Source organism: Streptomyces sp. NBC_01439 (assembly GCF_036227605.1).
In the GTDB taxonomy this organism is placed as follows: Bacteria; Actinomycetota; Actinomycetes; order Streptomycetales; family Streptomycetaceae; genus Streptomyces.
The window spans coordinates 4,978,155-4,992,125 of record NZ_CP109487.1; the positions used below are offsets into that span (position 1 = coordinate 4,978,155).

Here is a 13,971-nt window from a genome sequence, read left to right on the forward strand (position 1 = left end):
CGGCACAAACGGAGGAGAGCCTGCTATGGATAGAGCGATGGTAGAGCGCCCACGCCACGCCGTGACAGGGGCTTTCCGGAAATACCCCTCTCCGTAAGCTCTCAGTCGCTCAGGGGAAGTTGTACGACGAGCAGTTTGCCCGCCATCGTCACCCCGCCGTCCATCGCGATGGCGAGCCCGTCCGCATACACGTGCGGGCCGTCCACGGCCTCGGGGCCGCGTGACTCGTCGCCGTCCTCGGTGCCCACTTCACCGAGCAGGTACGGGATGGGGCTGTGCCCGTGGACGACGCGGCTGCCGCCGTAGGTGTCGAGGAGTTCGCGGACGGCTGTCGGGCCGGTTTCCTCGTCGCGGAAGGCGAACCGCTTGGTGAACTTGCGGAAGAGGTCCCAGGTGATGTCGGCGTCACCGCGGTTGAGGAGCTCGTGGATGGTGTCGTTGACGTCCTCGATGGAGTCGCCGTAGTCGAGGTAGGCCGTGGTGTCGGAGTGCAGCAGTAGGTGGCCCTCCTCCAGGACGGCTGCGTCCAGGCGGGACATCCACTGCAGGTGGACGTCCTGCAGGCGTTCCATGTCGGTGCGCTGGCCGCCGTTGAGGAGCCAGGCGGCCTGGAAGGTGGCGGTGCCGGCGCCGGAGACGACCGGGGTGTCGCCGAACCGCTTGGCGCCGATGAGCAGGAGCTCGTGATTGCCCATCAGGGCCTTGCAGTAGCCGCCGGCGGCGGCGGCCTCGGCCGACAGTCTCATGACGAGGTCGATGACGCCGATGCCGTCGGGGCCGCGGTCGGTGAAGTCGCCGAGGAACCAGAGCCGGGCGTTGCCGGCGGACCAGCGGCGCTCCGCGTCGATCAGACCCTGGGCGTGGAGTTCGGTGACGAGCTCGTCGAGGTAGCCGTGGACGTCGCCGACCACGTAGAGGGGGCCGGGACCCGCCGCCTGTTCCTGGGGCACGTACTGGACCTGGACGGTGTCGCCGGGGCCACCGAGTGCGCCGCGGCCGATGACGGGTAGGTCCCGGTAGGTGGGGGTGTAGCCCTCCAGGTCGTCCTCGCCGGGCCCCCGGGGCGTCGCCTGAGCCGGTTCGGCATCGGGGCGCGCGTGGATGCGCGTGTCGGGGTACGGAGGCTGCTGTGCGGGCGCCTGCGGTGCGGCCGGGTGGGGTGTGGGCGCGTGCGGCGGGTAGCCGGGCTGCGGGGGCACGTTCGGCGTGGCGTCCTCGTAGTACGCCGGGTACTCGCCGTACACCGGGGGCTCTCCGGGCAGCCCGGTGGACGTGGTTACGGCGTACAGGGCGGGTTCGGTGACGGGAACCCGGAAGTCCCGCAGCGTGTCCGTCCGCATCGCGGGTCCCTGACCGGCCCCCTGAGTCATCGACCCCTCCACCACCGTCGCGCTGCCGTACACCTGCGGACCCTCCTGACCTCCAGTGAGGAGGGTCCGTGATGTCGTGCGCCCATCATAGGAATGCGGCTCGCGCTCTGTGACGCACCAGGGGTGGTGAATCCTTTGCGGAGCCGATCGTTCCTACCGTTTTCTCCCGATATCGGCGTTGCGGAAATCCTCGGCCGGTCCTTGGTCGGTGCTCGGTCGGTCGTCGGATGGCCCTCGGACGGTCCGCGGACGGTCCGCGGACGGTCCGCGGGAGACCCTTCGACGGGCCGACCGGACGGTCTGTCGGTCAGTCCTGGGCCGGCGAACGGGGCGGGCTGACGGTCGTGCGGGGCTGCCTGCGCTGCGAAGAGGTACGGATGATGAGTTCGGTCGGGACGACCTGTTCGACGGGGCGTCCGGTGTCCACTCCCTCGATCGCGTCGATGAGCAGCTGTACGACGGCGGTGCCGATGCGGCGGGGTTTGAGGGACAGGGTGGTGATGGGCGGCTCTGTGTTGGCGTAGACGGTGGACTCGCTGCAGCACACGAGCAGCAGGTCCTCGGGTACGCGCAGGCCGTAGCGGCGGGCGGCGGCGAGCAGATCGGTGCCGTTGGGGTCGAAGAGCCCGTAGACCGCGTCGGGCCGGTCGGGGCGGGCGAGGAGCCGGTCGGCGGCGACGGCGCCCGCGCACGGGTCGTGGGCGGGGTAGGACTCGTAGACGGGGTCCTGGCCGACGCGCTCGCACCAGCTGAGGTAGGCGGTGGTGGAGAGCCGGGTGTAGGTGTCGGTGGTGGTCCCGGTCAACAGGCCGATCCGGCGGGCACCGGCGGCGGCGAGGTGGTCCAGCAGGCCGAGTACGGCGGCCTCGTGGTCGTTGTCGACCCAGGCGGTGACGGGGAGGGAGCCTGCGGGGCGGCCGTCGGAGACCACGGGCAAGCCTTGGCGGACCAGTTCGGTGACGACGGGATCGTGGTCGGAGGGGTCGATGACGACGGTGCCGTCGAGGGCGACGTTGGACCACACGTCGTGGCGGGAGGTGGCGGGAAGGATGACCAGGGCGTAGCCGCGGGCGAGCGCGGCGGAGGTGGCGGCCCTGGCCATCTCGGCGAAGTAGGCGAATTCGGTGAAGGTGAAAGGTTCATCCCCGTACGTCGTCACGGTCAGGCCGATGAGGCCGGACTTGCCGGTACGGAGGGTGCGGGCGGCGGCCGACGGGCGGTAGCCCAGCCGGTCGGCCACTTCGCGAACGTGGCGGCGGGTGGCGTCGGGCAGCCGTCCCTTGCCATTGAGCGCGTCGGAGACGGTCGTGATGGAGACGCCCGCCGCGGCGGCCACGTCCCTGATGCCGGCCCGGCCCTGTCGGCCGGCGGCCCGCCGGGTGGTCTCGGTCCGGCTCACCTGATGCTTCCCTGCTGCTGTCATGGCGAGCCGATAGTAGGGCTCGGTGGGGAGGGTGGTCTGGGTGCATATGCAGGCGTTGACAGACACGTTTCTGCATGGTTCGCCACCCACAATGACCTTGGAAATGAAGGTTTTTGGTCGCTGAGGGTGAGTGTGGGGCTTGTCGTCGGGTCCGGGCATGCCAAAACGATGTGATCTCTGGTCGTTCTCAACTCACCTGCACGAGGGATGCGCGCCACGGCGCAGGCCACCGGCGCACGCATATATGCGTGCGCTCCCCCGCATTTCTGGCGCCCCCATTCTCGGAACGGCGGAATCCTCATAAGGTGAGCAGTATTGAGTCGACGGCGACGTCGTACGGGACGGTCGAGGAGGACCTGCGGTGAGCGAGAAGAGCCCGAAGCTGCGCGCCGAGCTGGACGGCATTCCGACGTACAAGCCCGGCAAGCCGGCTGCCGCGGGAGGGCCTGTCGCGTACAAGCTGTCCTCGAACGAGAACCCGTACCCGCCGTTGTCGGGCGTGCTGGAGACGGCGGTCGCCGCGGCCGGGAACTTCAACCGGTACCCCGACATGGCCTGCACCGGCCTCGTGAACGAGCTCGCCGAGCGCTTCGGCGTGCCGGTCGAGCACATCGCCACGGGCACCGGCTCGGTCGGTGTGGCCCAGTCGCTGATCCAGTCGACCGCCGGCCCGGGCGACGAGGTGATCTACGCCTGGCGCTCCTTCGAGGCGTACCCGATCATCACGCAGATCTCGGGCGCGACCTCGGTGCGGGTCCCGCTGACCGACGGCGACGTTCACGACCTGGACGCGATGGCCGCGGCGATCACCGACCGGACCCGGCTGATCTTCGTTTGCAACCCGAACAACCCCACCGGCACGGCCGTGCGCCGCGCCGAGCTGGAGCGCTTCTTGGACCAGGTGCCCTCGGACGTCCTGGTGGTCCTGGACGAGGCGTACCGCGAGTTCGTGCGGGACGCGGACGTACCGGACGGCATCGAGCTCTACCGCGACCGTCCGAACGTCGCCGTGTTGCGTACGTTCTCCAAGGCGTACGGTCTGGCCGGCCTGCGGGTCGGCTTCGCAGTCGGGCACGAGCCGGTTGCGGCGGCGCTGCGCAAGACGGCGGTGCCCTTCGGCGTCAGCCAGCTCGCGCAGGACGCGGCGGTGGCTTCGCTGCGCGCCGAGGACGAGCTGATGGGCCGCGTCGGGGCGCTGGTGAGCGAGCGCACCCGGGTGCACGAGGCGCTGGTCGCCCAGGGCTGGACCGTTCCGGACACGCAGGCGAACTTCGTGTGGATGCGGCTGGGTGAGCGGACCGCCGAGTTCGCGGGTGCATGCGAGAAGGCCGGTGTGGTGGTCCGGCCCTTCGCGGGCGAGGGCCTGCGGGTCACGATCGGTGAGACCGAGGCGAACGACCTCTTCCTGCACACGGCCGAGGCGTTCTTCAAGGAGCTCTAGGCGGTACGGAGCCCCGGGCGGCGAGCGGCCGGGGGTGATGAGGCACCGGGGGCGCTGGCGGGCCGGAGGCGGTGAGCGCACCCGGGCGGTTCCGGGGCGCCCGCCCGGCGGAGATGCTCGGCCGGCCGGAGCGTTTCGGGGTGGCTCAGGCGAGTTCCACGCGGATGGGATCGCCGTCGCGGACGGTGGACAGCAGGCGGGGGTCGCCGTCGAAGGCGCCGAGCACGTTGCACGGGCTCGCGAGGCGGCTCTCGCCCCCGCGTGAGATGGGCGTGGGGCCGTACGGGAGTGCGAGGGCGTCGCCCTCGGTCCAGAACGCGACCGTGCCCGGAGCGACGACCTGCTGGGCGTCGTCCTCCAGGGCGACGGAGATCCCGGTGTCGAAGTAGACCTCCTCGCCCCAGGTGTTGGCGGAGGCGGAAATCGGAAGGGCCTCGGCCAGCGCCTTGCTGGTCGGGGTCTCGTCGAGGGTTGCGGTGAGTTGGCCCGCAGGCCAGGAGATCCGTATCTGCATGAGCTGGATTCAACAATCTGTTGAATCAATTGGCTAGAGGGGTACCCCGCTCGAGAGTGGCTGAGAGTGGTGCGACATAATGCTTGTGAATGTGAACGCGTTCACAAGCGTGTCCTGCTTCCTCCCGATATGGAAGGAACCCGCCAGGCAGACTGCGGCTGTGACCACGGCGACGACAAGGAGAAGACGACGTGGACCTAGCTTTGGCGCCGGAGACATTGGCGCGATGGCAGTTCGGCATTACGACCGTCTACCACTTCCTCTTCGTACCCCTGACGATCTCGCTCGCCGCCCTGACGGCGGGCCTGCAGACGGCGTGGGTGCGCACCGAGAAGGAGAAGTACCTCAGAGCCACGAAGTTCTGGGGGAAGCTCTTCTTGATCAATATCGCGATGGGTGTCGTCACCGGCATCGTCCAGGAGTTCCAGTTCGGCATGAACTGGTCCGACTACTCGCGATTCGTCGGCGACATCTTCGGGGCCCCCCTGGCCTTCGAAGCGCTGATCGCCTTCTTCTTCGAGTCGACCTTCATCGGTCTGTGGATCTTCGGCTGGGACAAGCTGCCGAAGAAGATCCACCTGGCGTGCATCTGGATGGTGTCCATGGGCACCGTCCTGTCCGCCTATTTCATCCTGGCGGCCAATTCCTGGATGCAGCACCCGGTCGGGTACCGCATCAACGAGGAGCGGGGACGGGCCGAGCTCACCGACTTCTGGCTCGTGCTGACCCAGAACACCGCGCTCACCCAGTTCTTCCACACCATCACGGCCGCCTTCCTGGTCGGCGGCGCGTTCATGGCCGGCATCTCCGCCTTCCACCTGGCCCGCAAGAAGCACGTCCCCGTGATGCGGAGCTCGCTGCGCCTCGGGCTGATCGTCATGATCATCGCCGGTATGGGCACGGCGATCAGCGGTGACCTGCTCGGCAAGGTGATGTACAAGCAGCAGCCCATGAAGATGGCCGCCGCGGAAGCGCTCTGGGACGGGGAGGCGCCCGCGCCCTTCTCCGTCTTCGCCTACGGAGACGTCGACAAGGGCCACAACAAGGTCGCGATAGAGATCCCCGGCCTGCTGTCCTTCCTGGCCAACGACGACTTCACCTCCTTCGTCCCGGGCATCAACGACGTCAACAAGGCCGAGCAGGAGAAGTACGGCCCCGGCGACTACCGGCCCAACATCCCCGTCGCCTACTGGGGCTTCCGCTGGATGATCGGCTTCGGCATGGCCTCGTTCGGCATCGGAGCACTGGGCCTGTGGCTGACCCGCAAGCGGTTCATGCTGCCGACGCAGCTGCGGACCGGGGAGGACGAGGTCCCGCACCTGGTGCTCTTCACGAAGCCGCTGAGCCCGAAGTTCACCAACCTGTACTGGATCGTCGCGCTCTGGACGATGGGCTTCCCGCTCATAGCCAACTCCTGGGGCTGGATCTTCACCGAGATGGGTCGCCAGCCCTGGGTCGTCTACGGAGTCCTGCGCACCAGGGACGCGGTCTCGCCGAACGTGTCACAGGCCGAGGTGCTCACCTCGATGATCGGGTTCACGCTCCTGTACGCGGTGTTGGCCGTGATCGAGGTCAAACTCCTCGTCAAGTACGTCAAGGCCGGCCCGCCCGAACTCACCGAGGCAGACCTCAACCCACCCACCAAGATCGGTGGGGACGACAAGAACCCCGACCGGCCGATGGCCTTCTCGTACTGAGGCCGAGGAGCGCACACCATGCAACTCCACGATGTCTGGTTCGTACTCATCGCCGTCCTGTGGACCGGCTACTTCTTCCTGGAGGGCTTCGACTTCGGAGTCGGCGTACTGACCAAGTTGCTCGCCCGTGACCGCACGGAGAAGCGGGTCCTGATCAACACGATCGGACCCGTGTGGGACGGGAACGAGGTCTGGCTGCTCACCGCGGGCGGTGCCACCTTCGCCGCCTTCCCCGACTGGTACGCCACCCTCTTCTCGGGCTTCTACCTGCCGCTGCTGCTCATCTTGATCTGCCTCATCATCCGTGGCGTCGCCTTCGAGTACCGGCACAAGCGCCCCGAGGACCGGTGGCAGACCAACTGGGAACACGCGATCTTCTGGACCTCGCTGATCCCCGCGTTCCTGTGGGGCGTCGCCTTCGCCAACATCGTGCGCGGCGTCAAGATCGACGAGAACAAGGAGTACGTCGGCACCTTCCTCGACCTGCTCAACGTCTACTCGATCCTCGGCGGGCTGGTCACCCTCACCCTGTTCACCTTCCACGGCACGGTCTTCACCTCGCTCAAGACCGTCGGTGACATCCGCGACCGCTCGCGGAAGCTGGCGACCCGGCTGGGCGTGGTCACCGCGGTGCTGGCCCTGGTCTTCCTGACCTGGACCCAGGTCTCGCGTGGCGACGGCCAGAGCCTGATTGCGATGATCGTCGCGGTGCTGGCGCTGGTCGGGGCCCTCGGCCTCAACCTGATCGGCCGCGAGGGCTGGTCGTTCGCACTGTCCGGGGTCACCATCGCGGCGGCCGTCGCGATGCTCTTCCTCACGCTCTTCCCGAACGTCATGCCGTCCTCGCTGAACGAGGCTTGGAACCTCACGGTCACCAATTCCTCGTCCAGCGCGTACACCCTGAAGATCATGACCTGGTGTGCGGCCGTGGCCACCCCGCTCGTCCTGCTCTACCAGGGCTGGACGTACTGGGTGTTCCGCAAGCGGATCGGGACCCAGCACATCGTCGACGTGCACTGAGTCCTGAACCGAGTCCCCGTGACGTATGACCCGCCCGTCCGGCTGACGACCTCCCCGAGGGGATGTTTCACGTGAAACCGATCGACCCGCGCCTGCTGCGGTACGCCCGTTCCACCTGCCTCTTCCTGGGGGCGGTGGTGGCTCTGGGGCTTGCCGGGGCGGGGCTGGTCGTCGGTCAGGCGATGCTGATCGCCGAGATCGTGGTCGGAGCCTTCGAGCGGGGGCTCGACGGCCAGGCGCTCCGGACGCCACTGCTGCTGCTCGCGGCGGTGGCGCTGGGGCGCGGGCTGATCGCCTGGCTCACGGAGCTGGCCGCGCACCGGGCGGGCGCGGCGGTCAAGTCGGAGCTGCGGGGAAGGCTGCTGGACAGGGCCGCGGAGCTCGGGCCCGGCTGGCTGGCCGGGCAGCGGACCGGCTCGCTGGTGTCACTGGCCACCCGGGGCGTGGACGCGCTCGACGACTACTTCTCCCGCTACCTGCCCCAGCTGGGGCTCGCGGTGGTCGTGCCGGTCGCCGTGCTGGCCCGCGTCGTCACCGAGGACTGGGTGTCGGCGGCCATCATCGTGGTGACGCTGCCCCTGATCCCTGTGTTCATGATCCTCATCGGCATGGCCACCCAGTCCCGGATGGACCGCCAGTGGCGGTTGCTGTCCCGGCTCTCCGGGCACTTCCTCGACGTGGTGGCCGGGCTTCCCACCCTGAAGGTCTTCGGCCGGGCCAAGGCTCAGGCCGAGTCGATCCGCAAGATCACCGATGACTACCGGCGCGCGACGATGCGGACCCTGCGCATCGCCTTCCTCTCCTCCTTCGCCCTGGAACTGCTGGCGACCCTGTCGGTGGCCCTGGTGGCCGTGACCATCGGCATGCGGCTGGTCCACGGCGAACTGGACCTCTACACCGGGCTGGTCATCCTGATCCTGGCGCCCGAGGCGTACCTACCGCTGCGGCAGGTGGGGGCCCAGTACCACGCGGCCGCCGAAGGGCTGGCGGCCGCCGAGGAGATCTTCGAGGTCCTGGAGACCCCCACCACCGGTACGGCCGGTGCCGCCGAGCTGCCGGGCGGGACGCCCCTGCGGATCGAGATCGAGGGGATCGCCGTCCGCTACGAGGGTCGCAGTGAGGACTCGCCCCGGCCGGTCTCGCTCGCGGTCGGGCCGGGGGAGTGCGTGGCCCTCACCGGGCCGAGCGGAGCGGGGAAGTCCACCCTGCTCCAGGTGTTGCTGGGATTCGTGACGCCGACGGCCGGGCGGGTCCGGGTCGCGGGCGTGGACCTGGCCGACCTGTCGCCGGCGCAGTGGCGGCAGCAGATCGCCTGGGTGCCGCAGAGGCCGCACCTGTTCGCAGGAACGATCGCGGAGAACGTGCGGTTGGCCCGCGCGGGGGCCTCCGAGGCGGATGTGGCCGAGGCGTTGAAGGACGCCGGGGCCTGGGAATTCGTGACCGCGCTGCCGCGCGGGGTGCAGACCCCGCTGGGCGAGGGCGGTGTGGGACTGTCCGCCGGTCAGCGGCAGCGGCTGGCCCTGGCACGCGCGTTCCTCGCGGACCGGCCCGTGCTGCTGCTGGACGAGCCGACGGCGGCGCTGGACGGCGAGACCGAGGCGGGGATCGTGGACGCGGTCCGGCGGCTGTCCGCCGGGCGGACCGTGCTGTTGGTGGTGCACCGGCCGGCGCTGCTCGCCGTCGCGGACCGGGTGGTGGCGATGGAGGCGGGCGACGGCCCCGAGGGGCCGCTTGCCGTGGAGACACTCCCCCGCCTCGCCGCTTCCCCGGTCGGCGCCGAGCGGCTGTCCTCCGGCGCGGCCGGTGGCCGCGGCGAGCACGTCCCGGATGCCGGGGAGTGGATCCTCGGTGCGGCGCGCGAGCGGGCGGGCGCCGGCGCCGGTTCGGGACCGGTCGGTTCGGGACCGGTCGGTTCGGGGCTGGCCGGTTCGGGGGCGGCCGGTTCGGGGGCGGCCGGTGATCCGCTGCGCCGGGTGCGGGCGGTTGCTCGGGCGTGGCAAGGACGTTTCAGGCTCGGTCTGTTGCTCGGGGCGCTGGCCGTCGGATGCAGCGTCGGCCTGATGGCCGTGTCGGGCTGGCTGATTTCGCGGGCCTCGGAACAGCCGCCCGTGCTCTACCTGATGGTGGCCGTCACGGCCACCCGGGCGTTCGGAATGGGCCGCGCCGTTTTCCGGTACGCCGAGCGGCTCGTTTCGCACGACGCCGTGCTGCGGATGCTCGCCGACCTGCGGGTCTCCGTGTACCGCCGGCTGGAGCGCATCGCGCCCGCCGGGCTGCGCGAGCACCGGCGCGGGGACCTGCTGGCCCGGCTGGTGGCCGACACCGACACACTGCAGGACTACTGGCTGCGCTGGCTGCTGCCCGTGGGTACGGCCGTGCTCGTCGGATCGGGTTCGGTCGCCTTCACCGCATGGCTGCTGCCGGAGGCCGGAGCCGTACTCGCCGTCGGACTGCTCGCCGCCGGTATCGCGGTACCGCTGGTCAGCGGCGCCTGCGCCCGCCGTGCGGAGCAAAGGCTCGCGCCGGCCCGGGGCGAACTCGCCACCCGGGTGGCCGATCTGCTCACCGGGACCGCCGAACTGACCGTGGCCGGTGCGCTGGAGGACCGCAAGGGGCGGACGCGCGAGAGCGACGGCCTGCTGACGCGCATCGCCGCGCGGGGCTCGGCCGCGGCCGGGCTGGGTGGCGGCCTTTCGGCCCTGGTGTGCGGGCTCACCGTCGTGGCCGCCGCGGCCGTTGCCGCGAACGCCGTTCAGGACGGACGGCTGTCCGGAGTGGCCATGGCCGTTGCGGTCCTGATGCCGCTGGCCGCCTTCGAGGCGGTGAACGGCCTTCCGCTCGCCGTCCAGTACCGCCAGCGGGTGCGCCGTAGCGCCGAGCGGGTCTACGAGGTCATCGATGCGCCGGTCCCGGTCGCCGAGCCGGAGCAGCCCGCCGCGGCCCCCGCTTCGCCGTTCCCGCTGCGGCTGGCGGGGCTCACCGCCCGTCACCCCGGCCAGGAGCGGGCTGCGCTGCGGGACGTGGACCTGACCCTGGAGGCCGGCCGCCGCATCGCCGTCGTCGGTCCCTCGGGGTCCGGCAAGACCACCCTGGCCCAGGTCCTCCTCCGGTTCCTGGACCCGGCCGAAGGCGCGTACAGCCTGGGCGGGAGCGACGCGCGCACGCTCGACGGCGACGGCGTACGGGCCCTCGTGGGCCTCTGCGCCCAGGACGCGCACATCTTCGACAGCTCGGTGCGGGAGAACCTTCGTCTGGCCCGGACCGGGGCGAGCGAGGAGCAGCTGCGGCAGGCGCTGGCCGCGGCCCGGCTGCTGGACTGGGCCGACGGCCTTCCGGACGGGCTGGACACGTTGGTCGGCGAGCACGGCGAGCGGATCTCGGGTGGTCAGCGCCAGCGGCTGGCCCTGGCCCGGGCGCTGCTCGCGGACTTCCCCGTACTGGTCCTGGACGAGCCGGCCGAGCATCTGGATCTGGCCACGGCGGACGCCCTGACGGCAGATCTGCTGGCCGCGACCGAAGGCCGGACCACCGTGCTGATCACACACCGGCTGGCCGGCTTGGAGGCGGTCGACGAGGTGCTCGTGCTGGACCGCGGCGAGGTCGTGCAGCGCGGCTCGTACACGGAGTTGGCCGCTGCCGAGGGACCGCTGCAGCGGCTGCTGGAGCGCGAAAGGGCAACGGACGGGACTTTGGCAATTTTCCCCGCCAATAGGGACTAACTACGCTCAGGACCATGTCAGCGCAGCAGCCACAGGAATCACCGGATCCGTCACCAGGTCCATCACTGGATCCGCTGCCGGATCCGTTGCCGGGAACGCTGGGAACTGCGGGAACCGGTGGAGCTTCGGACCCGCTGGCGGCTACCACCCGGGCCACCAGGAGTCTGCAGGGACTGTCCACCGAGCTCACGGCCCGGGTACCGCAACTGCTGGAGGCCATGAGGTCGGTCGGGACCGGACTGGAGCTGCACTCGACGCTGGACCGCATCTGCGAGACCGCGGCCGAGCTCGCGGACGCCCGCTACGCGGCGATCGGCGTCGTCGACACGGAGGGCCGCGGGCTCTCGGACTTCGTCACCCACGGGATCAGCCCCGCTCAGGCCCGGAAGATCGGACATCGCCCCGACGGGAAACGAGGCCTGCTCGGAGCGCTGATCTCGCACTTCGACACGGTGCGGCTCGCCGATCTGACGAAGGACCCGCGCTCGGCGGGGTTCCCCCCGCACCACCCGCCCATGAAGACCTTCCTCGGAGTGCCGATCCGGGTGCAGGGAGAGATCTTCGGCAATCTCTACCTCGCCGAGAAGAACGGCGGCGGCGAGTTCAACGACTACGACGTCCACATGGTCCGGGTACTCGCCACCGAAGCGGGCATCGCCATCGGCAACGCCAGGCTGTACGAGGCCGCCACCCAGCGCGAGCGCTGGATCGACGGCTCGGTGGCCGTCACCACCGCTCTGCTGTCCGGCGGGGACGCGGACGATGCGCTCGCGGTGGTCGCCGAACAGGCCCGCCGGTTGGCCGACTCCGCCGCCGGGATCGTCATGCTGCCGGCCGAGGAGGGCGGAATGGAGATCGTCGCCGTCTCCTCCGAGAACCCGGCCACCTCGCTCGGCGTGGTGATCCCGGCCGCGAGCCCGGTGGTGGACCGGCTGCTGGAGGGCGAGCCGGTCTTCGTGGACGACGCTGCGTCCGATCCCCGCACGGCCAGCGAGCTCACCAGCCGGTACGGCCCGTGCATGCTGCTGCCGCTCCAGAGCGGCGGGCGGGTGCTGGGCGCTCTGGTCACCCCCCGGGCCCGCGGCGGGCGTCCCTTCACCGAAGCCGAGCGGACCCTGGCCACCCAGTTCGCCTCGCAGGCGGCACTCGCACTGATGATGGCCGAGGCACAGCGCGACCGCGAGCGGCTGGCGGTGTTCGAGGACCGCGACCGGATCGCCCGCGACCTGCACGACCTGGTCATCCAGCGGCTCTTCGCCACCGGGTTGATGCTGGAGGGCGCCCAGCGCCGGTCCATCGTCCCCGAAGTGCGCGACGGCGTGGGCAAGGCCGTGGACGAACTGGACGTGACGATCCAGGAGATCCGCACCGCGATCTTCGCCCTCCAACAGGGTCCGGCTGAGGCTCCGTCCGGGTTGCGCACCCGAGTGCTCCGGGAGATCAACATGGCTGCGGTGCCCCTGGGCTTCAAGCCCGCGCACCGCTTCGTCGGCCCCGTCGACACGGTCGTCGGTGAGCTGGTGGGCAAGAACCTGATCGCCGCGCTGCGCGAGGCCCTGTCGAACGCCTTCCGTCACGCCGAGGCGACCCGGATCGACGTGGTCATCGACTCCACCGTCACGCTCGCCGACGGCCGGCCCGGGGTCCGGCTGGAGGTTGCCGACGATGGGGTGGGCATCCCGCAGGGTGGCCGCCGCAGCGGGCTGCGCAACCTGCGCCGACGGGCCGAGTCGCTGGGCGGCGCGAGCTCGTACGGGCCGGGCATCGGTGAGGGCGGCGGTGGGACCACCGTGGTGTGGGAGGCCCCGCTCCAACCCGCAGCCTAGACCTGCGGTGCCGCGGTCCGATCGGCCAGGATGCGCTCGATGACGAGGGCGACCCCATCCTCGTTGTTCGCGACCGTGCGACCCGACGCGGCCGCAATCACATCGGGGTGGGCGTTGCCCATGGCGTACGAGGTGCCCGCCCAGCTGAGCATCTCCACGTCGTTCGGCATGTCCCCGAAGGCGACGACCTCGGCGGGGGAGATGCCCCGCTCGGCGCAGCACAGTGCCAGGGTGCTCGCCTTGGACACGCCCGGCCCGCTGATCTCCAGCAGTGAGGTGGGACTGGACCGGGTGATCGACGCGTATCCACCGGCGGCGGACCGCGCCAGTGCCAGGAACTCGTCCGGGGCCAGCTCGGGGTGGTGCGCCAACAGCTTCAGCACGGGCTCGGAGCTTTCGTCCGTGTCCTCGTGCAGCAGCTTCTCGGCAGTGGCGACCCGGGCACCCGGGTCCTTGAAGAAGGGCGGGTACGCCGGCTCGTAATTGATGCCGGTGGTCAACTCGACCGCGAAGGAGGTGCCGGGTGCCGCGGCCCGCAGGGCATCTACGACGGCGCGGGCGGCTATCCGTGGAAGGGCTCTGACCTGTACGAACTCTCGTCCGGCATGCAGGTCGACCACCGCCGCGCCATTGGCGCAGATCGCCAGGCCGTGGCCGTGGACATGGTCGCTGACCACATCCATCCAGCGGGCCGGGCGGCCGGTGACGAAGAAGACCTCGATCCCGGCCTCCTCGGCGGCGGCGAGCGCGGCGACCGTGCGCGGCGAGACGGACTTGTCGTCGCGCAGCAGGGTGCCGTCGAGGTCGGTGGCGATCAGCCGGGGCGTGGGGGTAGGCCCGTCCGGGCACTGGGGAGCCGAGGTCACGGCTCCATCTTCGCCCATGGTCGAGTAGGTCCTGACCACGGGCGGGGACTGTCACCTCGGGCGATGTTTCACGTGAAACGACGCCGTTTCACGTG

At 70.3% G+C, this 13,971-nt stretch carries 9 protein-coding genes; 5 read left to right on the forward strand and 4 right to left on the reverse strand.

Features of this window, described 5'->3' with window-relative positions:
* Nucleotides 1–101: 101 nt before the first annotated feature.
* Nucleotides 102–1,385 carry a metallophosphoesterase gene (locus tag OG207_RS22295; protein ID WP_329107783.1) on the reverse strand — a complete coding sequence of 428 codons (1,284 nt, stop codon included), beginning with the start codon at nucleotides 1,383–1,385 and terminating at the stop codon, nucleotides 102–104.
* Nucleotides 1,386–1,677: 292 nt separating this feature from the next.
* A complete protein-coding gene (locus OG207_RS22300; RefSeq protein ID WP_215013179.1) occupies nucleotides 1,678–2,793 on the reverse strand; it encodes a LacI family DNA-binding transcriptional regulator in 1,116 nt (371 codons plus the stop codon).
* A gap of 361 nt (nucleotides 2,794–3,154) precedes the next feature.
* On the opposite strand from OG207_RS22300, the gene hisC reads away from it, so the two are divergent.
* A complete protein-coding gene (hisC, locus tag OG207_RS22305) occupies nucleotides 3,155–4,234 on the forward strand; it encodes a histidinol-phosphate transaminase (RefSeq protein WP_329100231.1) in 1,080 nt (359 codons plus the stop codon).
* Nucleotides 4,235–4,379: 145 nt separating this feature from the next.
* Here the strand turns inward: hisC and OG207_RS22310 are convergent, their stop codons facing one another.
* On the reverse strand, nucleotides 4,380–4,748 hold the full coding sequence (locus tag OG207_RS22310; RefSeq protein WP_329100232.1) for a cyclophilin-like fold protein: 369 nt from the start codon (nucleotides 4,746–4,748) through the stop codon (nucleotides 4,380–4,382).
* A 191-nt stretch (nucleotides 4,749–4,939) separates the two neighbouring features.
* Between OG207_RS22310 and OG207_RS22315 the strand changes: the two genes are divergently transcribed.
* The 4 genes from OG207_RS22315 (at nucleotide 4,940) to OG207_RS22330 (ending at nucleotide 13,010) form a co-directional block, all read left to right on the forward strand.
* Nucleotides 4,940–6,445, forward strand: coding sequence for a cytochrome ubiquinol oxidase subunit I (locus OG207_RS22315; protein WP_329100233.1), 1,506 nt, complete (start codon nucleotides 4,940–4,942; stop codon nucleotides 6,443–6,445).
* Nucleotides 6,446–6,463: 18 nt separating this feature from the next.
* Nucleotides 6,464–7,465 carry a cytochrome d ubiquinol oxidase subunit II gene (cydB, locus tag OG207_RS22320; RefSeq protein ID WP_329100234.1) on the forward strand — a complete coding sequence of 334 codons (1,002 nt, stop codon included), beginning with the start codon at nucleotides 6,464–6,466 and terminating at the stop codon, nucleotides 7,463–7,465.
* A gap of 71 nt (nucleotides 7,466–7,536) precedes the next feature.
* The gene (gene cydD, locus OG207_RS22325) at nucleotides 7,537–11,184 is read left to right on the forward strand and encodes a thiol reductant ABC exporter subunit CydD (RefSeq protein ID WP_329100235.1); all 3,648 of its coding nucleotides are present in this window, start codon (nucleotides 7,537–7,539) and stop codon (nucleotides 11,182–11,184) included.
* A gap of 14 nt (nucleotides 11,185–11,198) precedes the next feature.
* The gene (locus OG207_RS22330) at nucleotides 11,199–13,010 is read left to right on the forward strand and encodes a GAF domain-containing sensor histidine kinase (RefSeq protein ID WP_329100236.1); all 1,812 of its coding nucleotides are present in this window, start codon (nucleotides 11,199–11,201) and stop codon (nucleotides 13,008–13,010) included.
* Here the strand turns inward: OG207_RS22330 and OG207_RS22335 are convergent.
* Complete coding sequence (locus OG207_RS22335) at nucleotides 13,007–13,894, reverse strand: Cof-type HAD-IIB family hydrolase (RefSeq protein ID WP_329100237.1); 888 nt, start codon at nucleotides 13,892–13,894, stop codon at nucleotides 13,007–13,009. The two genes, OG207_RS22330 and OG207_RS22335, sit on opposite strands and share 4 nt — an antisense overlap.
* Between the last annotated feature and the right edge of the window lie 77 nt (nucleotides 13,895–13,971).